We start from the raw sequence: 21,259 nt of genomic DNA, 5'->3' as shown, positions 1-21,259 counted from the left end.
CTGTCATATTTTTCCTTCATTGTAACCTTAATCCGTTAAAACAAGTCAAATTTAGGCATAAAAAATTCCATTTGATATGATTTCAAGATCTGTAACATTAAGGTACATACAACTTTTAATGTAATTTTTTGATCTCATTTTATCATGCAATCGGCGGAATCTTCAGACACTACACCATCTGATGCACAGGCTCCAGAAACAACCACAGTTTCTGAACCACAAGTTCCAGTAGATCCTGCTGATATCAATGCAAAAACTCTCACACAGCTTAACACTCTGATGGAGGAATCCCTGCAAATTTACGAACTCGAAGACCAAAAAGATACTGTAATTGGAGATTTGCATAATGCACTAAAAGTAATAACTAGTTTCTTGTCTTTTTCAACTCCAGTACATCCGGGAATTTTCAATCTACCATCAGACTCTACAGTAACAATGCTTCCAGATTTAAAACTAATAATCAAACTATCAAATGGAAAAACTGAAATCAAAAAATTCACAGATTATTCTCCTGAAATTATCACACAAATTGTCGAATATGTTACTCCGCAACTCTTAGAGTTAATATCTGCACAAAAAGCATACCTTGCAGAAAAGATCACCTTCTTGCGTACTGCCACAAAACAACTCAGTACAATCAGCCAATTAAAAGAAAACATTCCAACAATATCTGACTCTAAAGAGGAATAGCTATTATGAAAAATTTAGTTGAGAGATTCAATTCTGTCAATGCTGTTAAAAGAAATTTAGAGAAAGAGATTGAAGAAACAGAAAACACTATTGCAGAATACTCTAATCTACTTGGAGAAAAAATAAGAATTAATGAAGAAGAATCAGCAGATGATCCTGAATTTTTGGCTCTTAAAGAAAAACTCGGAGTAGAACTAAATGAAAAACCATCAAAAAAGAAAACAGATGTAAAATCGGATGAAACCATTGATGAAGAATCGGATGAAACTATGGATGGAAAAAAGACTGATGAAAAGAAACCCCGTGAAAAGAAAAAGAAATCAAAACGAAAAACTAGCGATAAATGGTACAATCTTGATGAGATGATTCTTGTGTATAACGGAATTGGTCTGAAAGGTGAGCTTGAATTGTATTTTAAAGCAATTGAGGAGCTAAAAGCAAGATTAGAGAATCTGAAAAGGACACTTGCTACTCTCAACAATGTCATTGAGAAGGGGCTCAAAGAAGATATGGGTTGTATTGTGTTTAGAGGGGCTGAAGGTATTTTGGAGCTGGCATTTTTGAAATCTGCAGGGGTTCGCAAAAAATTCAGCCATAAATCGATCTACACAGGAAAAGCAGAACCTGTTGAAAACATCATAAAAATAGGCGTATAGTAATTTTCCATGCCTGGTTTTACCATTAATGAATATCAAAAAATTGACGAAAACGATCAAATCGATCTAACAAAATTAGCTATATCACAATATTATCTACTGTTTTCTATTGGATGATCCTGAAAAAACATGGCAAAAGAAACAACACAAACATCCGTATTTGACTCTACACCCGATTCACAAATGTATGAATACAAACTATCTGTTGAAAAAGTTCAGACAGAATTATCTCAATATGGTTTGACATCTAACCAAAGTAAGGTGTTTATTTATCTTGGAAAGTATGGTGCAAAGACTGCTCCAGAAGTTTGCAAGGCATTAAAATTACCAAGAACTGAAACATATCATCTGTTATCTGCTTTACAAAACAAGGGAATTGTTTCTGCAACATTTCAGCATCCTATACAGTTTACTGCATTACCATTAAGCAAAGCAATTTGGATATTGGTAAATTCTGAAAAAGAACGCGTGAAATCTCTAGAGCAGATGGAGAAAGGATTGTCTGAACTATGGGATGACATCCCTGCCTTTGATGCAGTACAAGAAGAGGCTGAAGAAAAATTCCAGATGCTTCAAGGATCAAACCAAATCCATTCAAAAATCACAGAAATGACTGACAGTTACAATGATGAATTTTTAATTTTAGGATCCGAAAAAGATTACCTAAAATTATATCACGGAGATTTTCTAGAATCCTTTGTCAAATCAAAGCAAGACTTTAGATTGCTCAGTGCATGTACTGACAAAACAACATACATCTTTGATGATCTGGATAGAAAGAATGTCAAAAAATTAGGCAAAGATATTGAGAATCATCTATGTTTTATAATCAAAGACGGAGGAGAGATGCTCTTCTTTACTAAAAACGCAAATTCTACTGAAGAGATGTTTGCCATGTGGACCAACTCAAAATCCATGGTATACTCAATGAAATTGCTTTTTGAATCACTTTGGAAAAATTCCAAAAATACTCATTTGTAATCAAATGTATTTTTGTTAGAATCAAAACAGTCTCCGTATTTATATAGAAAATTCCAGTAAATTCTTTTAGAAATGGATTCTACATATTCCAAAGTAAAGACAGGAATTCCTGGATTAGATTCTGTAATATCTGGGGGATTGAAGAAAAATCGTACAGTGACAATATCTGGGCCTCCAGGTAGTGGAAAGACTACATTTGGTCTGCAATACCTCTATTCAGGTGCTAAAGACTTTGATGAACCGGGGGTATACATCACACTTTCTCAGAATCTAGACGAAGTAAGAAATGACTGCAAGTCATTTGGATGGGATTTTGATGATCTGATATCTCAAGATAAAATTTTGATGATTGATGCAAGACCTTTCAAAATCGAAGATGGTCTGATAGGAAAAGATGATTCTTTATACAGAGGAGAACAATTACCGTTTGAGCATTTAACAAAACTGATTCTAAGTAGTGTAAAAAGAATAGAGGCAAAGAGAGTAGTCATTGATTCTGTGACAATTCTTGCCATGCAATATTCTGATAAATTTTACATGAGACAGGGACTTCAGGGAATGGTTCAGGCTTTGGAGAACTTTGGAGTTACAACTTTGATTTTATCAGAATATTCTGAAAATGATGAAATACCATTAGAATGGTTTGTCACATCTGGAATTATTCAACTACATCATATGAGAGTAGAGGATACCATGGAGAGAACAATTCAGGTAACAAAAATGCGTGGAATAAAACACAGTGAGCAAATACATCCAATCGAGCTTGGCCCAGATGGTTTAATTTTACGCCATCCAAGATTGTCTCCTTGATTATTTCTTTTTCTTAATTTGTTCTGCAACCATTGGCAAAAATGCTCCAACATCAGATACAATTCCCAATGCTTGCCATGTTCCCCTATCCATTAGTTTTGTAACTGTTGGTTGACTGATATCAACTACAATTACTTTGACATTTGCAGGAAGCATATTCCCTGTTGCAATGGAATGCAACATTGTTGAAATCATAATTACCATGCTAGCATCCTTTAGGATTTTTTTATACTCTCGCTGCGCTTGTGCTACATCTGTAATTACATCTGGTAAAGGCCCGTCATCCCTGATTGATCCTGCCAAAACAAATGGGACATTGTTTTTTACACATTCATACATAATTCCTTTGGTTAATTTCTTACTTTTTACCATGTTTGCAATAGAGCCTGCTTTGAAAACTGCATTAATGGTATCCATGTGATTTCTATGTCCATGGTAAGCTAGTGTGGCATCATGAACATTCATCCCAAGCGATGTTCCCAAAGTAGCATATTCTATATCGTGAACTGCCAAGGCATTGCCTGCCAATACTCCATCAATGTATCCTGATTTGATCAAATAAGATACTGCATCATCTGCACCAGTGTGAACAATTGCAGGACCGCCTACAATCACAATCTTTCCCCCTTTCTTTTTTGTATTGTAAATATCATCTGCAACTTTTTTTGCTATGTGTTGGGTTGGTCTTTCACTAGAACTGGAACTTCCCATAAATTCAAAAACATTAACTCCTTCTCTTGGACGTTCTGGTGGTGTAATTTTAATTCCGTCTTCTCCAACAATTATGGCATCCCCTTTTTTTACATCTCTTACTGGAACACAAAATGCCCTGTTTCCTTTTACAACTATGCATTTATCCATCATCATATTTTCCACTTGAATCCATTTGCCTTTATGGAAAACACTTGTATGATTATTTGTTGTACTGTAAAAGTCATCTGGCATCACATAATTTTTTGGTGATTTTTTTAGTTTGATTTGTTTTTGAATTTTAGATACAGCACCTAGTCGATAAACGGTTTCTAAAATTTCGTCTAAGTGTTTTTGATTCTTTCCTGTAACTAACAATCGTGCAAAAGAGTGATCTCCTTTCTTTTTTCCAATATCGATTTCTTCAACTTGAAATTCTCCATGAAGATCCATGATCTTGTCAAAAATCTTAGTCAATATTGAAGAGTCAATCAAATGACCCCCAACTTCGATTTCTTGAGAAAATTTGCCCATTTTATTATTGGATATTATATCATAACTAAAGCTTACGTTTTTTTCTTGAGGCTATACTGGTAAGATAACTTTGCCCTCAAATTTTGGAATATTGTCGTTTTCAAATGCTTTTTCCAAAATCTCTTTTTGTTGTTTTGTTATACCCTGAACTATTGTTTTAGATGCTCCCGTCTTGTCAACAAGAGCCAGAATGTAGCCACTATTGTCAGTCAATACAAAACCTGCAGATTCATCTACAAATGCATACAGGTTTTCTTCTCCAACTGGAGACCATACATTAGATTTAGTATCTGTAAGAGCTAATGCAGGCATTGCTTTACCGTTAGTCAAAGTGTTGAGGTACTCTCTTGCCTCTGCAACTCTTTTTTGGCCTAGTTTTAAAGCCTGAAAATATTGCATAAATTCCAATGGATCTGGTTGCTATAACAATTTTTCTTCTAAAGATTGTTATAGAAATTCAAATCAGAAAATACATGCCACTAACAAACAATGTAATAATAAAATTAAACGAAATTACTACCTTGGTTGAGGATAAATCAAAATTAACTGAATCTGAAATAGAGGAGATTAAGCTAATCTTCAAAGGTCTTGTTGAGCAAAATGAAAGATATGATCTTGACGAAATTGAATTTTGGTTTGAAAATGAAGGCAATTGGACAACACGAGAGCCAAGAATACGAATAGTGAATCTTGCAAATTACATTCAAGACAAATATCAACAAACAGCTCATTTAAGAATCATATCTGATGATGATTGTGGTTGTGGAAACTAGGTCTCTAATTGCTCTAATAATCTGCCAACAATTTTTGCATTCTCTTTTCTTTCGTTTTGAATCTCTTTAATTCTGATCTCATCTTTCTGTTCTTTTGATATAATTTGAAAATATTCTTCATCAAGATCATTATTTGCCTGTAGTCTTTTGATTACTTCAAACAATATTCCAATCACTTGTTTTTGTGCATCAATTAGTTCATCTTTGTCTGACATTTCTTTAATCATCTTCTATGATTATTCTAAATAATTCTTTTAATCTTGGATGAACGATATCCTTTTTAGCTGATTCAATAAAAGAAGACAAGCTCTCTTTAGAATGTCCTTCTTTTTCGTACACTTTTGCTTGTAGGACCATCTCCAATCTATCAATTTGATGGACTAGTCTGGATTCTGGGGAGTTGCTGTCTTGATATTCTTGCCAGATTTTCATGTATTGTGATTTTATTTCAGAAGGCAAATTTTCTAAAATTTTGTAAAATGTGTCATTCTCCAATTCTAGTTTCTTTTCATGTGTGATTTGCCCTGGAACATAGTCTCCTATTTCTGATTCTGCCAAATCATGAAGCAGAATCATTTTCAGTATTTTCTCAGAATCATAGTTTTCCAAATCTGATAATACCATACCCATTACTGCCATAGAGTATGAATGATCAGCTACGGATTCAGGGTTGTCAATTGATAATTTGTCTATCCATCCCTGTCTTTGTATTTTCTTTAGGTTAGCAGCAGTCTTAAAAAAATTAATTATCATTATATTGTTATTTGGAAGATATTTTCTACTAATGAATTTTCATATTCTTCAATTTCGAATCACATAATAGTTATTTCTAAAATAGTAAATTATGAAAATATACACCAAAACAGGAGATGATGGAAATACCGGATTGCAGGGAAACTACCGAATATCAAAATCCCACCCAAGAATAATTTCCTATGGTACTGTTGATGAAGCAAATGCTTCTCTTGGAGTTGTTTTAACAAATTCATTAGATGATGATGTACGTCAGATTTTGACTGAAATTCAAAATGACCTTTTCTTGGTTGGGGCAGATCTTTCAAACCCCAACCTCAATGATGTCAAAAATAGAGTATCCTTAGACATGATTAAAAAATTGGAACAATATGTTGATAAATTCGAATTAGAATTACCTCCACTGAAAAATTTTATTTTACCTGGCGGAGACACAGCGGCAGCACAATTGCATTATGTAAGAACAGTCGTTAGACGAGCAGAATCTCAAACTGTTCAGCTGAGTGAAAAAGATGAAATAAACTCCAATTGTATCAAATACCTAAATCGACTATCTGATTTATTTTTTGTAATGGGTCGTTTAATCAATAAAAGAAAAAACAGGGAAGATATACCCTGGAAGATCTAAAAAGACAAACTTTAATTCCTCAACATAATCCTTTTTTTCTAAGTGCCGTGGTAGCTCAGCCTGGGAGAGCACTCGGCTGAAGACCGGGCTGTCGCGCGTTCAAATCCCGCCCGCGGCACTGTTTCAATCATAGAATTATTTTTGGATGAAAATTTCTATATAATTTGATTAGAGTTTTGATCGACGATTTAGAATGTGGGGGGATTAGATTTCCCTAAATTGTTAGTATTTTTTGAAAATTACAATAGTATTAAGTAGATATTTGTTGTACTGTTATTGGTTTTCATTTTATTCCCTTTTCTTTAGAAATAAAGAAAAGGTGGAATACCTTTTCATGATTTTTCATTATGCATCTACTAAGTTAAAGAAACTTTTTCCTGATGCTGATTTTTCAGAGATGCATTTTACTGGACCCAGTGGAATTTGTTTGATGTTGATGTCTTCACGTAATTTCTCATTTTTGAATCTGTTAACTATTGCTACACGTGTAGTGTGGAATTTATTAAAATGATTTCCATCTATTTCAAACATTTCTTTAGTTGTTATTTTTACACCTTTAGTAACGATTTCACCCTGAGTATAATCTGAATCTTCTACAAATGTAATTGTAAATGATTGATCACCTATTTTTGCCAATGATGCACTATCTCCAATTGTTTGGTAATCTGCTAATGTTGCTATATCTATTCACCTCCAATAGAAATTACACAGATCAATTAATGATAAAGTCAATCATGAGTTAATTATTGACCTCGATGTACTACTTGATCGATTGATTTTGATTATTTTTAAGGCATCTTTATTTTGCATAATCTTTAAAAGCCACCCCACCTCTTGATTTTCGACATTCATGGCTGAAAAAAAGACAGTAAAGAAAACAACTAAAAAAACACCAGAAAAAAAAGCAACCAAAGCTAAAGCAACCAAAGCTAAAGCAACCAAAGCTAAAGCAACCAAAGCTAAAGCAACCAAAGCTAAAACTAAGAAAATTGTTGATGAACCATCCGAAGATCTAGGTATTGTCATAGTTGATGATGATATTGAAATTGATCAAGAAAAAGTCAATGAGGAAAGAAGAGCTTATCTTGAAGAAGCTCGCTCTCAAGAGGCATTTGACTAGGAATCTTTATCCGATCCGGTGACATACACTAGTTATGCGCGCTCTTTGCTTAATCACAGTAAAACCTGGAAAAGTAGATGCAGTTGTTGCAATTCTAAAGAAAAAAAGAAAGATCATCAAACAAATCATGGTCGTTGCAGGAAGAGCAGACATCAGTGTTCTTTTACAAGGAAATATTGATGAAATTAACAATATGGTTATTGATTTTAAAAAAATCAAAGATATTGTTACAACTGAAACACTAATTGAAGTGGAGGTTAACATGGGATGGTAAGAGCAATAATTTTAGTTAAATCTCCAAAAAAATTGATTGCTGCAAGATTGAAAAAAATCCCCTCAGTTGCAGATTCATTTCCAACAAGCGGACAATTTGATGCAGTTGCCATAATTGATGTAAAACAGTTAATTCAGATTAAAGAAGTTGCAAATCAAATACAGAAAATTAGTGGCGTAGATAGAACTGAAACCATGGTTGAAGTCCAATGACGCAATGGATTTAAAGAACTTCTAGTTAGTATATCTGTGAACATCAAAAAAGTAGGTAATGTCATTTTAGCTGTTAAAGACATTGACAAATCCCTACAATTTTACCATGAAATCATAGGTCTTCCTATTAGAAATCAAAGAAGATCTTGGGTTGATTTGGGCACATCTGGTGCTTTATTGAGTTTACATCCAGCATCATTGACAGAAAAACATATTGGAAGTTCAATTGAAAATGGGATTACCATCGGCTTTCTTGTTGGCGATGTACAATCTGCTGTTGATGAATTAAAAGCAAAGGGCGTCACAATTCATCGTGATATTGTTGAAAAAGATGCAGGAAAAAATGCAGTAATTTTAGATCCTGATGAGTATCTTATTTCATTATTCGAACCTAGCTTTGAGGATAAAGATCAACAAACAGGCGGATATCGAGGATTTACACCAGCTTAGATTGTCTTTTTAATTGAAGAGATAATCTTCTCTAAGCCTTTTTCTTTTCTATTAATTGAGACATAGAATGTAACATCATTTTTTTGTAAAACCAAAATCGTAATTTTTTGATGTTGTAACACAACATATTCTAATTTTCCAATAGAACTGACAGAATTTTTTCTCAATGAAATCAATGTGGATATAACAAATAATTCATTTTTGAAATCTTCTGACTGTAAAAGAGGTTTAAGATTTGGTTTTATCATACCAGTTAAAGTTCTACCATATGTATTGACAATACCTGCATATCTTACACTATCTGATATTTCTAAAATTTTTTGACATTGTTTTCTGTATTTTACAACTGCATCTTTCCATTTTTCTGCAGGGGTTTTAACCATGATCAAACTAATTTTTGAAATTAATAAGCCTATTGACTAGTTACAAATTTTGGAACTAGGATTTATTTTGAATTAGTCTCTTTTTCTAGCTTTTTCTTTAATTCCAAATTTTCTTTTAAGAGTTTGTCGTTTTCAGTTTGGAGTGTTTCAATAGAATTCTGTCTAGTATATGCTGGATGTCCTGGTGGAATCACTGTTGAATTCATACTAAGCAACCCTGATGCATATTGTTGATACATATGCTGGAATCCTTGTAGTTTTTGAGCCATCGTATCAGCATTTTGTAAAAATTGTTCTTTCATAGGATTCCCATGAATTTTGAAGATAGGATTTGATAGACCTGGTGGCAATCTTGGAAATTGAAATGCTAAATGAGGAATGTTTGGATTTAATCCATAAAGGTCACGAAGGTGATTAATTGCCAAACTATCCATAATGAACATCAATATTTGCTATATTTGTGGCTTACTTTAGTCATTTGATATACTCTTTAGTTAAACTTCAGGCGTTTTAGCTCAAATTGAGTTGATCGCAGATCCTTATAGATTCCCAGTTTGGATCGCTGATAAATGGATAAATCAAAGAAAGCATGTCTAAAATGTAAAAAAGATATCAAAGAACAAGATTTGCATAAAATTGTAATTTACGTAGTTCAAGAAAAATTCACTGAACATCATTATGAACATGTAGAATGCCCTGACAAATTCACAGTATAATTAAAAAATTAAATCATCCTTTAAATTCATAGACGTTGTAAATTTCACCCGTTATTCTAGAACGATATTTCCATTCTTCTTTTTTCCACACTATTAATGAAAATTTTTTTTGTGTTTTTGGATGTAACCTTTGATAAACATCATTTCCAATTAAGATTTGGTTGGGTCTTGCCATGTTTTGAATTTTTGCTGCAATGTTCATAGCTGGTCCCATCAAATCAACATGAGAATTTTCCACATCAGAACCATATCGTACAACAATGTTTTTGCCAAAATCCATTCCTATTTTCACCATCAAATCAGGATAATCATATTGATCTAAAATAGGATTGATTCCTTTTTGAATGACAGATATCATGGACTTTGCACAGTTTACAGCATTGTCTGATGCAAGCATTCCCTCCCCAACAAAATACCCAATTACTGCATCACCTACAAATTTTAAAACATAGCCGTGATGCTGTCGGATAACTGCTGCCATTTCTTGAGAAAATGAACTTACAATAATTGCAATTTTTTCGGCAGGCATTTCTAATGTCATGGTGGTGGAACCTACCAAATCCACATAGAGTACCACCATATCTAATTTTGAAAAAACATTCTTTCTCAAAAATGCATCAGACTCATCAATTAATCCACTATACTCATAGCCTTTTTTGAGAGCAGCCCAAACCCGTTTCTGAGTTTCTAAAATCATAGTTTCAGAATCCAATGTTTGAGTCTGATTTTTGCTAAGTAGCATATCTACAACATTAATTCCTGGATCTGCATTTTTTGATTCTTGTTTACCTTCAATCTCTTTTTCAGTCATATTTTCATCTCATTCTAGGGGAAAATCTGTATTACATTTAGAACATTTGCCCCTTCTTCCTCTGTAGCCATCATGATAATATTCTATGATGATCTCATCACAATTATCACAGACAATATCTGATGTATTCATACCTATGATTCCCATCCAATCTATTTAGATATAATGATGAAGGTTTAAGGAGTGTGATTATTTTCTATTCATTGTGAGATTAGGTTCAAGATCATCTAATGAATTCATTCAACTATTAAATAAAAAAAATGAATCAATTCAAAAAGCATACCTTCCAAAAATGATTGATTTTACAAAAATGATCAATGTCAAAGTCATGATGGGGGATTCTACGATCATTGAGCAGAAAACATTTGATCCAAAATTGGTTTCAAATTATTTTCAAAAAATTAATGATTCTCTTAAAGAATGGTCTGTACAAGATGTATCAATTACCAACAATCAAGATGTCCGAAGAATTTTCACAAAATTTGAGATTAAAGAAGGAAGTTACTTGCTGTCAGGGCATTTGTCATTACAGTTCCATGTTTTATTATACTACAAACCAGTTCAGAGAGTAATTGATTGTCAAAAAGAACTGTCTGAAATTGTAGATGTGGCAAAAAATAAACAAGAACAATTTTCAGATAATAGTGATCAAATTGTTTTAGACAAATTAAAAGAGATGGGTTACAAAGATTTTGATCACCAGAAATTATTTGAGGTGTTCTATGAAAATGATGAATTTAGAGAAAAAGTTTTTGAAGAAATTCAAAAAGATGCAGGTGTTGATTTTCAAGAAATGTCAGAAAAAAAATCCAAACTTTTTTCTGAACTAGATTCACTGTTAGTTGAAACATATCAAACATCAAATGTGTTAATAGATGATCCTAGATTAGTTGCAGGGGAAGAAGGATGTTTGCTGACACTCGATTTAGAATTTATCAAAAACGGTAACCGTGAGGGGGTGTTTGATCCAAGAAAGATGTCTGATTCTGTAAAAGAAAATATTTTGAAACGATTATCCGAATTAGAAACCGTTATTCAATCTTAATGATAAACCAAGAAACCGGATAATGAGATATTATCTCAAAGGGGAGATCCGGTTCCTGGATATGTTTTTAACGATAATATTTGACTATTTAGCCATTCCTGATAATTTACGCATAAAATTTGACCAAAGATGCAAATTTTGTATAGAAGAAGTCAAATACAGTAAATCAATAGCATCATTTCCAATGGACCCATCATATGATGATATACTTGCAGCAAATTCATTACGAGGGCATGAAATAAGAAAAACACCTCTCATACATTCTCCAACATTCAGCGAGATGACAGGTTCTGACATTTATCTAAAAGCAGAATTTCAACAAAAAACAGGTTCATTTAAAATTCGAGGAGCATATTTTAAAATTAAATCGTTATCTAATGAAGAAAAAAAACACGGGGTTGTTGCAGCATCTGCAGGTAATCATGCACAAGGAGTTGCATTTGCTTCTGCATTAGAGAAAATTCCGTGTACCATTGTAATGCCAAAAAACGCTTCACCAGCTAAAGTGGCTGCAACACGAGGATATGGTGCCAAAGTAATACTTGAAGGGGTGAATTATGACGAGTCCTCATCCAAAGCAAAAGAAATTGCAAAAGAAACTGGTGCTACTATGATACATGCATTTGATGATCCTCAAGTTATAGCAGCACAGGGTGTTATTGGTCTTGAGATTTTAGAAGATTTGAAAGATGTAGATGAAATTTATCTACCTATAGGGGGAGGAGGGTTGGCAGCCGGAGCGTTAATTGCAATTAAAGAAAAAAATCCCCAAATCAAAGTAATAGGGGTTCAGTCAAAGTCATTTCCAGCAATGTATGATTCAGTAAAACAAGGATCAATTACTGCCAGTGGTGGAGAGAGAACAATAGCAGACGGCATTTCAGTGAAAGTGCCAGGGCAATTGACATTTTCAATTATCAAAGAACTCATTGATGAAATAGTCCTAGTTGATGATGTAGAAATAACAAAAGCAATGTTTCTGTTGATGGAACGAATGAAATTTGTAGTAGAGCCAGCAGGGGCTGCAAGCTTGGCATATCTGATTTCTAAAAAACCATCTATCGGAAAAAAAGTTGTTGCAGTATTGGCAGGAGGAAATGTAGACATGTATCTATTAGGACAAATTGTAGACAAGGGTCTTGCAGCCATGGGTCGCTTGCTCAAATTATCAATTATGCTGCCTGATAGACCAGGGGCATTTAAAGAAATAGTTGATGAAATTACTTTGGCTAATGCAAATATCGTAGAAGTGGTTCATGACAGACTGAGTTCTGCAATTAATGCAGGTTCTGCAGGAGTAACATTAAGTTTAGAAACACAAGGAAGGGAGCAAGCTCAATCATTGATTGATGCTTTAAAGGAAAAAAACATCCAGTTTACTTTACTAACTTAAATTACTTGAATTTGTTTTTTGTAAATTTTGAAAGACCTTGTTTTTTCAACTGATCAGATTCTTTCACTACTGAATCATGTTGATTAGATTTGTGTTGTTGAAGTTTATTTTTTAAATCAGGGAATTCATTTGCAAGCATCTTCATTGCATAAATTCCTGCATTACCTGCCTTGTTTATGCCAACAGCCACAACAGGTGAACCAGATGGCATTTCAGTAATGGATAGTAACGAATCTAATCCTCCAAATGCAGAAAATTTTGTATCAGATTTTTTTGGATGTTTATCATTGTAAACAAGTATCGGAACTCCAATTACAGGTATTGTTGTATGAGATGCAATCATTCCGGGTAGATGTGCAGCTCCTCCTGCGCCGGCTATAATTATTTTAAATCCCATTTTTTCTGCATGTTTTGCATATTCTGCCAATCTTGCAGGAGTTCTATGTGCAGAGACAATTTGATCTTCATGTTTAATTTTATACTCATCTAAAATTTCAGCTGCACCTTGCATAATCCTGCTATCTGAACTAGATCCCATGATGATCCCAACCAGAGGTTTTTTGGAATATGCCATGATATTAGAAAAAACTAGCGAGTAATTAACAATTCTATTACAAAAATCAGATAAGTAATTTGGATTATCATTAGATATTTTTAATCCAAAAATTAGCGTTCTTGTAATGTCAAGGATTCTTGGAATTATTGGCGGCGGTCAGTTAGGAATGATGATTGCCGAAGCTGCAAAAAATATGCCAAATGATATATCTGAAATAATTGTATTAGATCCTACTGAAAATTGTCCTGCAGCACAGGTTGGGGCAACACAAATTCTTGCAGATTTTAAGGACAAGAATGCAATAATCGAACTCGCAAACAAATCTGATATCATAACATATGAAATCGAATCAGGAGATAGTGATGTTTTAAAATCTGTTGAAGATAAAGCTGAAATTAATCCTTCACCTGAGACATTAAAAATTATTCAAGATAAATTATTACAAAAATCATTCTTGTCAAAACATAATATCCCTGTTCCAGAATTTATTGAAATACAAAATATTGAGGATGTTAGAAAGGGGTTAGGAAAATTTGGCATCCCTGCAATGCTAAAAGCACGTCGTGATGCATATGACGGTAGAGGAAATTTTAAAATTAATTCTGAAGAGGAAGTCAATATAGCATATGAATATTTCAAAGGGCAACCGCTTCTTTTAGAAAAATTTGTTCCATTCATCAAGGAAGTCTCAGTGATTGCTTCAAGGAACACAAAGGGTCAAATCAAAACATATCCCCTAGTAGAAAATATTCATCATGAAAGTATTTTGAGAGAAACAATTGCCCCGGCTAGAGTTTCTAAAAATATATCAAACAAAGCTGAACAGATAGCAGAAAAGACAATGTCTGTACTAAAAGGTGCAGGGATTTTTGGAATAGAGATGTTTGTTACTAAAAATGAGGATGTTGTAATTAATGAAATAGCCCCAAGAGTTCATAATTCGGGCCATCATACCTTACAATCTAGTGACACATCTCAATTTGAACAGCATTTAAGAGCAATTTTAGGATTAGAATTAGGAAGTACAAAACTAATTCATAATTCAGTGATGTACAATATTTTGGGTGATGAAAGTTTTACGGGAGAATATTTGCCTCCAAACATTACTGATTCAGGAGTATATTTGAAAATGTATGGTAAAAAGATCTCAAAACCTTTGCGCAAATTGGGGCATGTCAATATTGTAGGGATTAATGGTGAAACTATTGACGAGTTATTAGAGAAATTACAATCGCTAAAACCCAAAATGATTGTTAAGCCATCCAATTAGATTTATTAATTGAGGAGAAAGAAACTGTTTATGGCTTTAACACCTGCATTGATAATTACAGGAATTGCTATTGCATTACTGGTAATCTATGGAATGGATGTCATTGTAGGATATAGTACAGATACCGGTGAAGGATTCATTCCATTTGATCATAAAGTAAGAGGCATGGGACTTGGGCTTCCTGCATTAATTTTACCAATTATTGCATATTTCATTTCAAGAAAGGAATCATCAAAATCTCTTGGAATTATGATAATTATTGCAGGTATTTTGATACTAATAGGAGGGGCAGTTGTAATTGGAAACGCAGACGCAATGGAAGAAACATCTGGTCGAAGCATACTCTCTGAAACAATACCATTAATCATAGCAGGTCTAGTTCAAATTGGATTAGGCATACTTAAAATCAAAAAATCCTAAAAGATTAAACATGCCAACTTGTGCAAAATGTGAAAATGATGTGAACAAAGTTTATGATTGTGATCACACAGATTTTGAAGAATACTGTGTAGAATGTTATACAGAATTACATTATTACTTGACGGAGAGTGAATAATCTCATGTTGACTGATAAAGATATTGCAATTTACGCTTTAGGAAAAACTGAAGGGGTTCATTCCATAGCTGAAACGCTGGGAAAGGGGCTAGATGACGAAAAATATATTGAATCCTGGAACAAAACAATGAAACTATTAGGCATTGAGATGCCATTAAAAGAGCTAGAAAAGATCTATAATGAATTTGCAAAAAAGATGGAAGATCTCGTAAATTCTGAAAACATAAAACCTGAAAAACCTTCAACAAGTTAGATGAAAGCAATTATTTTAGCAGGAGGACGAGGTAAAAGATTAAGACCAATTACAGATTATGTTCCAAAACCCCTTATTCCAATAAAAAATATACCTATAATTGAATGGCAATTAAAATATCTTAAAAAATTTGGAATTGATGAAGTAATTATCTGCACAGGATACAAACAAGAAATGATTGAAAGTCATTTGAATGCAAAAAAAATTGGAATCAAAATAAAATATTCCATTGAAAATACGCCATTGGGGACAGGAGGTGCAATCAAAAAAGCTGGTAAACTGATCAAAGACAAATCATTTTTTGTGATTAATGGAGATACAATAACTAACATTGATTTGAGAAAATTATCTACTCAATTGAATTCAATTGCATCAGTAGAATTAAGAACAAACTTTGGTGTTTTAGAAACAAAAGACGATAAAATTATAAAATTTAAAGAGAAAAAAGAAATTTCTAATCTATGGATGAATGCCGGAATTTACCATCTACAAAAAAACATACTTTTGGATTTACCTGCTAAAGGAGATATTGAAAAAACTGTTTTCCCAGATTATGCAAAAAAAGGAAAACTACACATTGTAAAATTTAAAGATGTAAAATGGTATTCTGTGGATTCTTTTAAAGATATGGAAGAATGTGCTTTAGAAGTAGATAAAATAATCAAATGAAGTTTAGATTTTTATGCACCAGTTCTATGTAAGGTGACCATACAATACGCCAATTCTTCTACAAAAGATTCATCCTTGCTGATAGAAGCATATTTTGTTGCATCATTCCAAAAGGTTGTCTTTTCCTCTTGTTTTTCTGAGAATGTATGTTGGCTCAATGATTTTGATTCCCATATCATCTGATAATCTTCCGCCTCAATCAAAATTAACCTATTACTAAAACAGTTATACCAACAATACTAGTCGCTAAATGCCCATTCCTAGGCTCATTCATGTTATAGTTTTTGGCATGATATTTGATTTTAGAATCTAAGATTCCTTTTCTTCAATTTTTTTGATTTCTTTTTCTATTTTTTGGATATTCTTGTTCCAAATTCCAATATATTTTTCTATTTTTTCAAGCTCTTTAGAATCAGAATTAGTGTTAATCAAAGACTCTCTTTTTTCTAAATGTTGATTTAATCTCTTTTTAGAATCATCTAATTTTTTGTATTGAAATTCCAAGACCTTTTTTGTGATAAAATTCATAGATATTCAACTACTGTTGTTTAAATTAGAATATTGAACTTAAGAGTATTGTTTATTCTCCAAAAAGTTTAGAATTTCTACTTACAATTATAAATCTGTACTTAATGTTTTCAATGCAAAATTTCCACACTTTGGACATCTATGTTTTTTTAATAATTCCGTATGAGTTTGAATAGATTTTTTAGAATACGTGATATGTTCTCCACAATCTATACACACGCCAGGTATGTCTCCTTTTGGAATCATGTCTTTCTAAATTCTGTGTTAACTTAAGCATATTGCCATGATATATCAAACAGATACACTAGAATATCCAAAAGACATACTATTTTCATGCGTATAGCATGTAGTTTAGGCTCTTTACTTTCAATAAATGAGGTATTACAATGCTCAGAAATTATCTCAAAAACAAATACAGACACCATTTGGGTACCTGAAACCTGGGGGATGGAGAATTTTTCAATATTAGGAGCAGTTTCGGCAAAGACGACCAAACAAAAAATAGGCTCATCAATCATCAACATCTTTTCCAGAAGTCCATCCACTATTGCCATGGGTGCAGCAACTGTGGATTCATTATCTAATGGAAGATTGATCATAGGACTCGGAACTAGCAGCATACCTATTGTAGAATTCTTTCATGGTTACAAATTTGAAAGACCTTTACAGAGAATGAAAGAATATGTGGAAATAATTCGGCTAATACTGTCTGGAAAACAAGTAAATTATGATGGAAAAATTTTCAAGTTAAATAATTTTACATTACTGATAAAACCACAAAGAGATAAAATCCCAATTTATCTTGCTGCAATAAATCAAAAAATGGTAGATTTGGCATGGGGTGTTGGAGATGGTGTGATTTTTTATCTAAGACCATTAAATGAAATGAAACAAACAATTTCCAAAATGCAATCAAAGAAAAAAATTGATGTCACATGCCAATTGATCACTTGCGTTTCTGAAGATTCAGAAAAAGCAATTGAACGTGCTAAAAAGACAATTGCATTTTATATTTCAGTAGGAGACATCTATAGAGAATTTTTAGCAAAAAATGGATTTCAAAATGAAACGTCTGATATTTATGGTGAATTCAAAAAGTCAGGATTCAAATCAAACCATGAATTAGTGACAGATTCTATGCTTCGATCTCTGGCAATATCTGGAACATCTGATGAATGCAAAAATCAATTGACAGATTTTGTAAATGCCGGAATTAACCAGCCCATCTTGCAATTTAATCCCATAGGAGATACAATGGATTCTTTCAAATTATTTAAAAAAACATTTTTGGATGAGTAATATGAACAAAGTAGGAATAGTAGGACATGGCATTACACCTTTTTCTAAAGAAGATCAAAAAATTGAGTCAGTTTTGTTAGATTCTGCAAAAGAACTTTTTAGAAACAATTCTGAAATTAATCGGGATGAGATAGATGCAGTATTAGTATCAACAAATAACAATTCAAAATACCTGTCCCCTATTCTCTCTGAAATGGCAGGCATTCAACCCAAAATAGCCCATACAATTGAGAGTCTATGTAATTCAGGCACAAATTCCATAGTATCAGCATATTCTTACATTGCGTCAGGTTTGGCAGACATGATACTCGTTACAGGGGCTGAAAGGTACGACAGTCCTGGACAGATATTAGAATGGGATAATTCTCGTGGAGAATACAAGCATCCTGTTTTTTGGGCATCAATATTTTCAAAATCATACAAGCGAAAATTTTCAATTTCTGATGAACAGTTAGCAATTGTTTCTGTAAAAAATCACAAACAAGCAAAAGAAAATCCAAATGCTTTATCAAAAAAGACATACACAATTGAAGAGGTAGTAAATTCCAGAAAACTTACAGAAGATCTCAGATTATTAGATTGTTCAAGACCCTGTACGGGAAGTGCATCCATAATTTTAGCATCAGAAGAAAAAGCAATACAAGTAACAGACAAACCAATATGGATTACGGGGATTGGTCAAAAAACTACTTCTGCAGGTTTTACTAAGAATAGTTCATTTAGTTCAATGGAGTCAACTAAACTTGCAGGTCAAACAGCACTGAAAATGTCAAATAAAAACCCCATAGATGTAGATGTTGCAGAAATTCATGACGCATTTTCTGTTTGCGAACCTATGGCATTAGAGTCATTAGGATTTTCAGCAGAAGGATATGGGATGAAAATGATTGAAGAATTACACAATACAAATAATTTTAAAATAAATCCCCGAGGAGGATTGATTGGTTCAGGTCATCCATTAGGAGCAACTGGAATAGCACAAACAATAGAAATCACACAACAACTCCAAGGAAATGCAGGTAAAAGACAAGTTGATAAGCCTAAAACAGGATTAGTTCACAACATGTCTGCTGCGGCGACATCTTCGACAGTATTGGTTTTAGAGACATGAATTTTGAATCAAAATTAAATGAAGGACTATTTTGCATTCCAGAATGTGCAGAATGTAAAAAAATTGTATGGCCTCCATCAGAACTTTGTAACCATTGTTTTGGAAAAGTTTTGTTAAAAAAAGGACCTTTTGTGGGTAAAATTATAGAATTTTCACGACAAAATGAAGAGTACTTCTGTTTGGTGGAATTTGAAGATGCAATTAGGATCATGGCAAAAATCCCTAAAATTCCCAACATAGGACAATCAGTGGAAATATCAAAATGCGGCATTAGTAATGGAAATTACTTTTTTCATGTTATTTGAATTCTGTATAGATGTAGGGTGTTTCAACATCTTGATCAAATGTCCAGATTGTAGGTAATGATACAGTGTCAATTACTTTTAGATCATGTTTTTCAATTAATGAACTCCATCCACCATTTTCTAAATTCTCAGATAGCTGACGTTTTGTATTGGTTCCTGCAAATACAATTCCCGTATCTTTTTTCAGATTTTCAATTGAATTAATCTTATCAATAATGCTTGTAGCTAAAACATCTCCCCCCATTTGTGCTAGTCCTCCGATAAAAAATATTGGGTTTTTGAGATTCAAAGAAGAGTAATCAAATTCCAGGGCATCATAACATATAGGATTAAAATTTTGTTTTGTAGACGTGCAAATAATATTTTGTAATTCAACTAACACATCATCAATTTCAATACTGTGGGAGTTTAGTCCAACAATATTTCCACAATATGCTATACGTCCATCTCCTGAGCCAATATCAACTAATTCAGAATAACCTAATTTTTTAGCTAACAAAGTCATGATAAATGCAGACATAATCCATGTTGGGTAAAATGGTTGACAGCTTGAACCGTGTTTTATGCTGTTTAACCAGTAATCATTAATGTCCCCCTCATAGACTGTGCATAAAATTCCATCAATTTCTTGCTCGTAATGGTTATGATAAATTGGATTTTTAAGTGCAAAATCATGAAGATGTTTTAAATCTTTAAGATCAATTTGAAATTTTTTTGAAATTTCTGTTGGTATTACCTCTTGAATATGGGAATTTCCCTCATATGATTTTGCAAATATCTGTTTAACATGAATTAAATTCTTTCCAAGTTCATCTTGCATGGTATTTTCTATGAATGGGGTTTGATAAACTCGTTTATTTTGGGATTTTTTTGAGGTCAAAAAAGCAATTTCTTGCTCTATTTTTTTTAATTGGTTAACTGTGTCAGTTTGAAGGATTTTGATATCCAGTATTTCTTTTTCAGTAGGATCCATCATCAATTCAAAATCCAAATGTTTCAACATAGTCAAATTCAAATCTCGTCGTTCCAGAAGATTTTCAAGGATTAATTCATTTGAAGACATCAAAAAATACATCGTTTTTAGATTTTAAAATGTTAAGATGAAAATGACTTGTACATGTTATTTTGTTGAGTTATTGTATAATTACCTACTTTACTATATGTAATAGAAGAACAAAATGCCATTGAGAAGGAAATTACAATCATTAACCCTTACAAAACAAAAGAATTATGAAAAATCAATACTAAATCAAAAAGTAGCGAGAACACGTAGACAGAGAGGGTATCAATGGGAGGACACAATAGTGAAAAGATTCAACAGTGCAGAAAATTGGAAAGCATTCAGATTAGGTTCACCCAGTATTGCCTTACCTGATGTTCTAGCTGTAAATACAGAAAATAGCACCATATTTACAATTGAGGCAAAATCTGGAACTAGTACATCATTGCCTGTGCCTGCAGATCAAATTGAGCGTTGCTTAGAATGGATTAAGACTTTTGACATTTACAAAAAAAGAAAAGTTCTGTTGGCATTCAAATTTTTATCAAAAAAACGAATTGGTGTTGGAGAATATGAAAATAGGGAATTACGAGAATATTTCAAAATATGGGATGAATCCCTAGCCATAACAGACTGTGTTTGTACATATGAAGGCAAATTTTTTACAAAAATTGAAGGGGTTCGAAAGGAAATTTTCCTCAAAGAATGCAAAATGCCATTTAAAACAAAACAACGAACTAGTGCCTAACTTGAAAGCATCTTCAAATCGTTTTTAAGGATAAGATGTCATGTA

General features: G+C 32.9%; 33 protein-coding genes and 1 tRNA gene. 22 read left to right on the top strand and 12 right to left on the bottom strand.

Features of this window, described 5'->3' with window-relative positions; all coding sequences use genetic code 11:
• The first annotated feature begins 144 nt into the window (after positions 1–144).
• The 4 genes from NSED_RS04825 to NSED_RS04810 all read left to right on the top strand — a co-directional run bounded on the left by NSED_RS04825 (position 145) and on the right by NSED_RS04810 (position 3,137).
• Positions 145–690 carry a hypothetical protein gene (locus tag NSED_RS04825; protein WP_014965129.1) on the top strand — a complete coding sequence of 182 codons (546 nt, stop codon included), beginning with the start codon at positions 145–147 and terminating at the stop codon, positions 688–690.
• 5 nt (positions 691–695) lie between these two features.
• Entirely contained in the window at positions 696–1,346 is a 651-nt protein-coding gene (locus NSED_RS04820) for a hypothetical protein (protein WP_014965128.1), read from the top strand.
• A gap of 129 nt (positions 1,347–1,475) precedes the next feature.
• Positions 1,476–2,327, top strand: coding sequence for a TrmB family transcriptional regulator (locus tag NSED_RS04815; protein WP_014965127.1), 852 nt, complete (start codon positions 1,476–1,478; stop codon positions 2,325–2,327).
• 72 nt (positions 2,328–2,399) lie between these two features.
• Entirely contained in the window at positions 2,400–3,137 is a 738-nt protein-coding gene (locus tag NSED_RS04810) for an RAD55 family ATPase (protein WP_014965126.1), read from the top strand.
• On the opposite strand, the gene NSED_RS04805 is transcribed toward NSED_RS04810, so the two are convergent.
• Positions 3,138–4,361: an ornithine cyclodeaminase, nickel-pincer nucleotide-dependent gene (locus NSED_RS04805; RefSeq protein ID WP_014965125.1), complete on the bottom strand. Its 1,224-nt coding sequence runs from the start codon at positions 4,359–4,361 to the stop codon at positions 3,138–3,140. It lies immediately after the preceding gene.
• Positions 4,362–4,412: 51 nt separating this feature from the next.
• On the bottom strand, positions 4,413–4,760 hold the full coding sequence (locus NSED_RS04800) for a hypothetical protein (RefSeq protein WP_026090126.1): 348 nt from the start codon (positions 4,758–4,760) through the stop codon (positions 4,413–4,415).
• A 74-nt stretch (positions 4,761–4,834) separates the two neighbouring features.
• On the opposite strand from NSED_RS04800, the gene NSED_RS04795 reads away from it, so the two are divergent.
• On the top strand, positions 4,835–5,134 hold the full coding sequence (locus tag NSED_RS04795) for a hypothetical protein (protein WP_237737712.1): 300 nt from the start codon (positions 4,835–4,837) through the stop codon (positions 5,132–5,134).
• Here the strand turns inward: NSED_RS04795 and NSED_RS04790 are convergent.
• Positions 5,131–5,361, bottom strand: coding sequence for a hypothetical protein (locus NSED_RS04790; protein ID WP_014965122.1), 231 nt, complete (start codon positions 5,359–5,361; stop codon positions 5,131–5,133). The two genes, NSED_RS04795 and NSED_RS04790, sit on opposite strands and share 4 nt — an antisense overlap.
• Positions 5,354–5,887 carry an HD domain-containing protein gene (locus tag NSED_RS04785; protein WP_014965121.1) on the bottom strand — a complete coding sequence of 178 codons (534 nt, stop codon included), beginning with the start codon at positions 5,885–5,887 and terminating at the stop codon, positions 5,354–5,356. Before NSED_RS04785 ends, NSED_RS04790 begins: the two co-directional genes overlap by 8 nt.
• A gap of 91 nt (positions 5,888–5,978) precedes the next feature.
• Here NSED_RS04785 and NSED_RS04780 point away from each other — a divergent pair, with 91 nt between their 5' ends.
• Together NSED_RS04780 and NSED_RS04775 are read left to right on the top strand one after the other, a co-directional pair.
• Positions 5,979–6,515 carry a cob(I)yrinic acid a,c-diamide adenosyltransferase gene (locus NSED_RS04780; RefSeq protein ID WP_014965120.1) on the top strand — a complete coding sequence of 179 codons (537 nt, stop codon included), beginning with the start codon at positions 5,979–5,981 and terminating at the stop codon, positions 6,513–6,515.
• A 44-nt stretch (positions 6,516–6,559) separates the two neighbouring features.
• Positions 6,560–6,633: transfer RNA gene (locus NSED_RS04775), tRNA-Phe, on the top strand.
• Positions 6,634–6,860: 227 nt separating this feature from the next.
• Here NSED_RS04775 and NSED_RS04770 read toward each other — a convergent pair.
• Entirely contained in the window at positions 6,861–7,151 is a 291-nt protein-coding gene (locus tag NSED_RS04770) for a hypothetical protein (RefSeq protein WP_014965119.1), read from the bottom strand.
• Positions 7,152–7,365: 214 nt separating this feature from the next.
• On the opposite strand from NSED_RS04770, the gene NSED_RS04765 reads away from it, so the two are divergent.
• Genes NSED_RS04765 through NSED_RS04750 form a run of 4 tightly spaced genes read left to right on the top strand, consistent with a single transcriptional unit; the run spans position 7,366 to position 8,571 of the window.
• Positions 7,366–7,635, top strand: coding sequence for a hypothetical protein (locus NSED_RS04765; RefSeq protein WP_014965118.1), 270 nt, complete (start codon positions 7,366–7,368; stop codon positions 7,633–7,635).
• A gap of 34 nt (positions 7,636–7,669) precedes the next feature.
• Positions 7,670–7,909: a hypothetical protein gene (locus tag NSED_RS04760; RefSeq protein ID WP_014965117.1), complete on the top strand. Its 240-nt coding sequence runs from the start codon at positions 7,670–7,672 to the stop codon at positions 7,907–7,909.
• Positions 7,903–8,121, top strand: a complete 219-nt coding sequence (locus NSED_RS04755; RefSeq protein ID WP_014965116.1) for an Lrp/AsnC ligand binding domain-containing protein — start codon at positions 7,903–7,905, stop codon at positions 8,119–8,121. The genes NSED_RS04760 and NSED_RS04755 overlap by 7 nt, the downstream gene beginning before the upstream one ends.
• Positions 8,122–8,157: 36 nt before the next feature.
• Positions 8,158–8,571, top strand: coding sequence for a VOC family protein (locus NSED_RS04750; RefSeq protein WP_014965115.1), 414 nt, complete (start codon positions 8,158–8,160; stop codon positions 8,569–8,571).
• On the opposite strand, the gene NSED_RS04745 is transcribed toward NSED_RS04750, so the two are convergent.
• Both NSED_RS04745 and NSED_RS04740 read right to left on the bottom strand, forming a co-directional pair.
• Positions 8,568–8,954 (bottom strand): hypothetical protein, encoded by a 387-nt coding sequence (locus tag NSED_RS04745; protein ID WP_014965114.1) that lies wholly within the window; start codon positions 8,952–8,954, stop codon positions 8,568–8,570. The genes NSED_RS04750 and NSED_RS04745 overlap by 4 nt on opposite strands.
• A 62-nt stretch (positions 8,955–9,016) precedes the next feature.
• Complete coding sequence (locus NSED_RS04740; RefSeq protein ID WP_014965113.1) at positions 9,017–9,388, bottom strand: hypothetical protein; 372 nt, start codon at positions 9,386–9,388, stop codon at positions 9,017–9,019.
• 135 nt (positions 9,389–9,523) lie between these two features.
• On the opposite strand from NSED_RS04740, the gene NSED_RS10475 reads away from it, so the two are divergent.
• On the top strand, positions 9,524–9,670 hold the full coding sequence (locus NSED_RS10475) for a hypothetical protein (RefSeq protein ID WP_016940350.1): 147 nt from the start codon (positions 9,524–9,526) through the stop codon (positions 9,668–9,670).
• Between the two features lie 13 nt (positions 9,671–9,683).
• On the opposite strand, the gene NSED_RS04735 is transcribed toward NSED_RS10475, so the two are convergent.
• Positions 9,684–10,481 carry an adenylate/guanylate cyclase domain-containing protein gene (locus NSED_RS04735; RefSeq protein ID WP_014965112.1) on the bottom strand — a complete coding sequence of 266 codons (798 nt, stop codon included), beginning with the start codon at positions 10,479–10,481 and terminating at the stop codon, positions 9,684–9,686.
• Between the two features lie 205 nt (positions 10,482–10,686).
• Here NSED_RS04735 and NSED_RS04730 point away from each other — a divergent pair, with 205 nt between their 5' ends.
• Both NSED_RS04730 and ilvA read left to right on the top strand, forming a co-directional pair.
• On the top strand, positions 10,687–11,526 hold the full coding sequence (locus NSED_RS04730; protein WP_014965111.1) for a hypothetical protein: 840 nt from the start codon (positions 10,687–10,689) through the stop codon (positions 11,524–11,526).
• A gap of 61 nt (positions 11,527–11,587) precedes the next feature.
• On the top strand, positions 11,588–12,919 hold the full coding sequence (gene ilvA, locus NSED_RS04725; protein ID WP_014965110.1) for a threonine ammonia-lyase: 1,332 nt from the start codon (positions 11,588–11,590) through the stop codon (positions 12,917–12,919).
• A gap of 1 nt (position 12,920) precedes the next feature.
• On the opposite strand, the gene purE is transcribed toward ilvA, so the two are convergent.
• On the bottom strand, positions 12,921–13,493 hold the full coding sequence (gene purE, locus NSED_RS04720) for a 5-(carboxyamino)imidazole ribonucleotide mutase (RefSeq protein ID WP_014965109.1): 573 nt from the start codon (positions 13,491–13,493) through the stop codon (positions 12,921–12,923).
• Positions 13,494–13,599: 106 nt separating this feature from the next.
• Between purE and NSED_RS04715 the strand changes: the two genes are divergently transcribed.
• From NSED_RS04715 to NSED_RS04700, 4 genes are all read left to right on the top strand, one after another.
• On the top strand, positions 13,600–14,745 hold the full coding sequence (locus tag NSED_RS04715; RefSeq protein WP_014965108.1) for a 5-(carboxyamino)imidazole ribonucleotide synthase: 1,146 nt from the start codon (positions 13,600–13,602) through the stop codon (positions 14,743–14,745).
• Positions 14,746–14,775: 30 nt separating this feature from the next.
• Complete coding sequence (locus tag NSED_RS04710) at positions 14,776–15,165, top strand: hypothetical protein (protein WP_014965107.1); 390 nt, start codon at positions 14,776–14,778, stop codon at positions 15,163–15,165.
• 140 nt (positions 15,166–15,305) lie between these two features.
• On the top strand, positions 15,306–15,554 hold the full coding sequence (locus tag NSED_RS04705) for a hypothetical protein (RefSeq protein ID WP_014965106.1): 249 nt from the start codon (positions 15,306–15,308) through the stop codon (positions 15,552–15,554).
• Positions 15,555–16,223, top strand: coding sequence for a nucleotidyltransferase family protein (locus NSED_RS04700; RefSeq protein WP_014965105.1), 669 nt, complete (start codon positions 15,555–15,557; stop codon positions 16,221–16,223).
• An 11-nt stretch (positions 16,224–16,234) separates the two neighbouring features.
• Here NSED_RS04700 and NSED_RS10275 read toward each other — a convergent pair whose 3' ends face one another.
• Together NSED_RS10275 and NSED_RS04695 are read right to left on the bottom strand one after the other, a co-directional pair.
• Positions 16,235–16,402, bottom strand: a complete 168-nt coding sequence (locus NSED_RS10275; protein ID WP_016940353.1) for a hypothetical protein — start codon at positions 16,400–16,402, stop codon at positions 16,235–16,237.
• A gap of 130 nt (positions 16,403–16,532) precedes the next feature.
• Complete coding sequence (locus tag NSED_RS04695; RefSeq protein ID WP_014965103.1) at positions 16,533–16,751, bottom strand: hypothetical protein; 219 nt, start codon at positions 16,749–16,751, stop codon at positions 16,533–16,535.
• Positions 16,752–17,084: 333 nt separating this feature from the next.
• On the opposite strand from NSED_RS04695, the gene NSED_RS04690 reads away from it, so the two are divergent.
• From NSED_RS04690 to NSED_RS04680, 3 genes are read left to right on the top strand one after another with little or no spacing between them, the layout of a single operon-like run.
• Positions 17,085–18,050: an LLM class flavin-dependent oxidoreductase gene (locus NSED_RS04690; protein ID WP_014965102.1), complete on the top strand. Its 966-nt coding sequence runs from the start codon at positions 17,085–17,087 to the stop codon at positions 18,048–18,050.
• Between the two features lies 1 nt (position 18,051).
• Positions 18,052–19,161 (top strand): thiolase family protein, encoded by a 1,110-nt coding sequence (locus NSED_RS04685; protein ID WP_016940355.1) that lies wholly within the window; start codon positions 18,052–18,054, stop codon positions 19,159–19,161.
• A complete protein-coding gene (locus NSED_RS04680) occupies positions 19,158–19,466 on the top strand; it encodes a PhlB family protein (RefSeq protein WP_014965100.1) in 309 nt (102 codons plus the stop codon). The genes NSED_RS04685 and NSED_RS04680 overlap by 4 nt, the downstream gene beginning before the upstream one ends.
• Here the strand turns inward: NSED_RS04680 and NSED_RS04675 are convergent.
• Positions 19,459–20,286, bottom strand: coding sequence for a hypothetical protein (locus tag NSED_RS04675; protein WP_026090128.1), 828 nt, complete (start codon positions 20,284–20,286; stop codon positions 19,459–19,461). The genes NSED_RS04680 and NSED_RS04675 overlap by 8 nt on opposite strands.
• A 358-nt stretch (positions 20,287–20,644) precedes the next feature.
• On the opposite strand from NSED_RS04675, the gene NSED_RS04670 reads away from it, so the two are divergent.
• The gene (locus NSED_RS04670; RefSeq protein WP_014965098.1) at positions 20,645–21,214 is read left to right on the top strand and encodes a PDDEXK family nuclease; all 570 of its coding nucleotides are present in this window, start codon (positions 20,645–20,647) and stop codon (positions 21,212–21,214) included.
• The last annotated feature ends 45 nt before the right edge of the window (positions 21,215–21,259 follow it).

This window comes from Candidatus Nitrosopumilus sediminis (assembly GCF_000299395.1).
GTDB classification, from domain to species: domain Archaea; phylum Thermoproteota; class Nitrososphaeria; order Nitrososphaerales; family Nitrosopumilaceae; genus Nitrosopumilus; species Nitrosopumilus sediminis.
This window is presented reverse-complemented; position numbering and strand designations above follow the sequence as displayed.

Excerpts from the sequence above, each read along its gene's own strand:
- NSED_RS04825 (WP_014965129.1), top strand. The coding sequence starts at position 145 with ATGCAATCGGCGGAATCTTCAGACACTACACCATCTGATGCACAGGCT.
- NSED_RS04820 (WP_014965128.1), top strand. The coding sequence starts at position 696 with ATGAAAAATTTAGTTGAGAGATTCAATTCTGTCAATGCTGTTAAAAGA.
- NSED_RS04815 (WP_014965127.1), top strand. The coding sequence starts at position 1,476 with ATGGCAAAAGAAACAACACAAACATCCGTATTTGACTCTACACCCGAT.
- NSED_RS04810 (WP_014965126.1), top strand. The coding sequence starts at position 2,400 with ATGGATTCTACATATTCCAAAGTAAAGACAGGAATTCCTGGATTAGAT.
- NSED_RS04805 (WP_014965125.1), bottom strand. The coding sequence starts at position 4,361 with ATGGGCAAATTTTCTCAAGAAATCGAAGTTGGGGGTCATTTGATTGAC.
- NSED_RS04800 (WP_026090126.1), bottom strand. The coding sequence starts at position 4,760 with ATGCAATATTTTCAGGCTTTAAAACTAGGCCAAAAAAGAGTTGCAGAG.
- NSED_RS04795 (WP_237737712.1), top strand. The coding sequence starts at position 4,835 with ATGCCACTAACAAACAATGTAATAATAAAATTAAACGAAATTACTACC.
- NSED_RS04790 (WP_014965122.1), bottom strand. The coding sequence starts at position 5,361 with ATGATTAAAGAAATGTCAGACAAAGATGAACTAATTGATGCACAAAAA.
- NSED_RS04785 (WP_014965121.1), bottom strand. The coding sequence starts at position 5,887 with ATGATAATTAATTTTTTTAAGACTGCTGCTAACCTAAAGAAAATACAA.
- NSED_RS04780 (WP_014965120.1), top strand. The coding sequence starts at position 5,979 with ATGAAAATATACACCAAAACAGGAGATGATGGAAATACCGGATTGCAG.
- NSED_RS04765 (WP_014965118.1), top strand. The coding sequence starts at position 7,366 with ATGGCTGAAAAAAAGACAGTAAAGAAAACAACTAAAAAAACACCAGAA.
- NSED_RS04760 (WP_014965117.1), top strand. The coding sequence starts at position 7,670 with ATGCGCGCTCTTTGCTTAATCACAGTAAAACCTGGAAAAGTAGATGCA.
- NSED_RS04755 (WP_014965116.1), top strand. The coding sequence starts at position 7,903 with ATGGTAAGAGCAATAATTTTAGTTAAATCTCCAAAAAAATTGATTGCT.
- NSED_RS04745 (WP_014965114.1), bottom strand. The coding sequence starts at position 8,954 with ATGGTTAAAACCCCTGCAGAAAAATGGAAAGATGCAGTTGTAAAATAC.
- NSED_RS04740 (WP_014965113.1), bottom strand. The coding sequence starts at position 9,388 with ATGGATAGTTTGGCAATTAATCACCTTCGTGACCTTTATGGATTAAAT.
- NSED_RS10475 (WP_016940350.1), top strand. The coding sequence starts at position 9,524 with ATGGATAAATCAAAGAAAGCATGTCTAAAATGTAAAAAAGATATCAAA.
- NSED_RS04735 (WP_014965112.1), bottom strand. The coding sequence starts at position 10,481 with ATGACTGAAAAAGAGATTGAAGGTAAACAAGAATCAAAAAATGCAGAT.
- ilvA (WP_014965110.1), top strand. The coding sequence starts at position 11,588 with ATGTTTTTAACGATAATATTTGACTATTTAGCCATTCCTGATAATTTA.
- purE (WP_014965109.1), bottom strand. The coding sequence starts at position 13,493 with ATGGCATATTCCAAAAAACCTCTGGTTGGGATCATCATGGGATCTAGT.
- NSED_RS04715 (WP_014965108.1), top strand. The coding sequence starts at position 13,600 with ATGTCAAGGATTCTTGGAATTATTGGCGGCGGTCAGTTAGGAATGATG.
- NSED_RS04710 (WP_014965107.1), top strand. The coding sequence starts at position 14,776 with ATGGCTTTAACACCTGCATTGATAATTACAGGAATTGCTATTGCATTA.
- NSED_RS04705 (WP_014965106.1), top strand. The coding sequence starts at position 15,306 with ATGTTGACTGATAAAGATATTGCAATTTACGCTTTAGGAAAAACTGAA.
- NSED_RS04700 (WP_014965105.1), top strand. The coding sequence starts at position 15,555 with ATGAAAGCAATTATTTTAGCAGGAGGACGAGGTAAAAGATTAAGACCA.
- NSED_RS10275 (WP_016940353.1), bottom strand. The coding sequence starts at position 16,402 with ATGATATGGGAATCAAAATCATTGAGCCAACATACATTCTCAGAAAAA.
- NSED_RS04695 (WP_014965103.1), bottom strand. The coding sequence starts at position 16,751 with ATGAATTTTATCACAAAAAAGGTCTTGGAATTTCAATACAAAAAATTA.
- NSED_RS04690 (WP_014965102.1), top strand. The coding sequence starts at position 17,085 with ATGCGTATAGCATGTAGTTTAGGCTCTTTACTTTCAATAAATGAGGTA.
- NSED_RS04685 (WP_016940355.1), top strand. The coding sequence starts at position 18,052 with ATGAACAAAGTAGGAATAGTAGGACATGGCATTACACCTTTTTCTAAA.
- NSED_RS04680 (WP_014965100.1), top strand. The coding sequence starts at position 19,158 with ATGAATTTTGAATCAAAATTAAATGAAGGACTATTTTGCATTCCAGAA.
- NSED_RS04675 (WP_026090128.1), bottom strand. The coding sequence starts at position 20,286 with ATGCAAGATGAACTTGGAAAGAATTTAATTCATGTTAAACAGATATTT.
- NSED_RS04670 (WP_014965098.1), top strand. The coding sequence starts at position 20,645 with ATGCCATTGAGAAGGAAATTACAATCATTAACCCTTACAAAACAAAAG.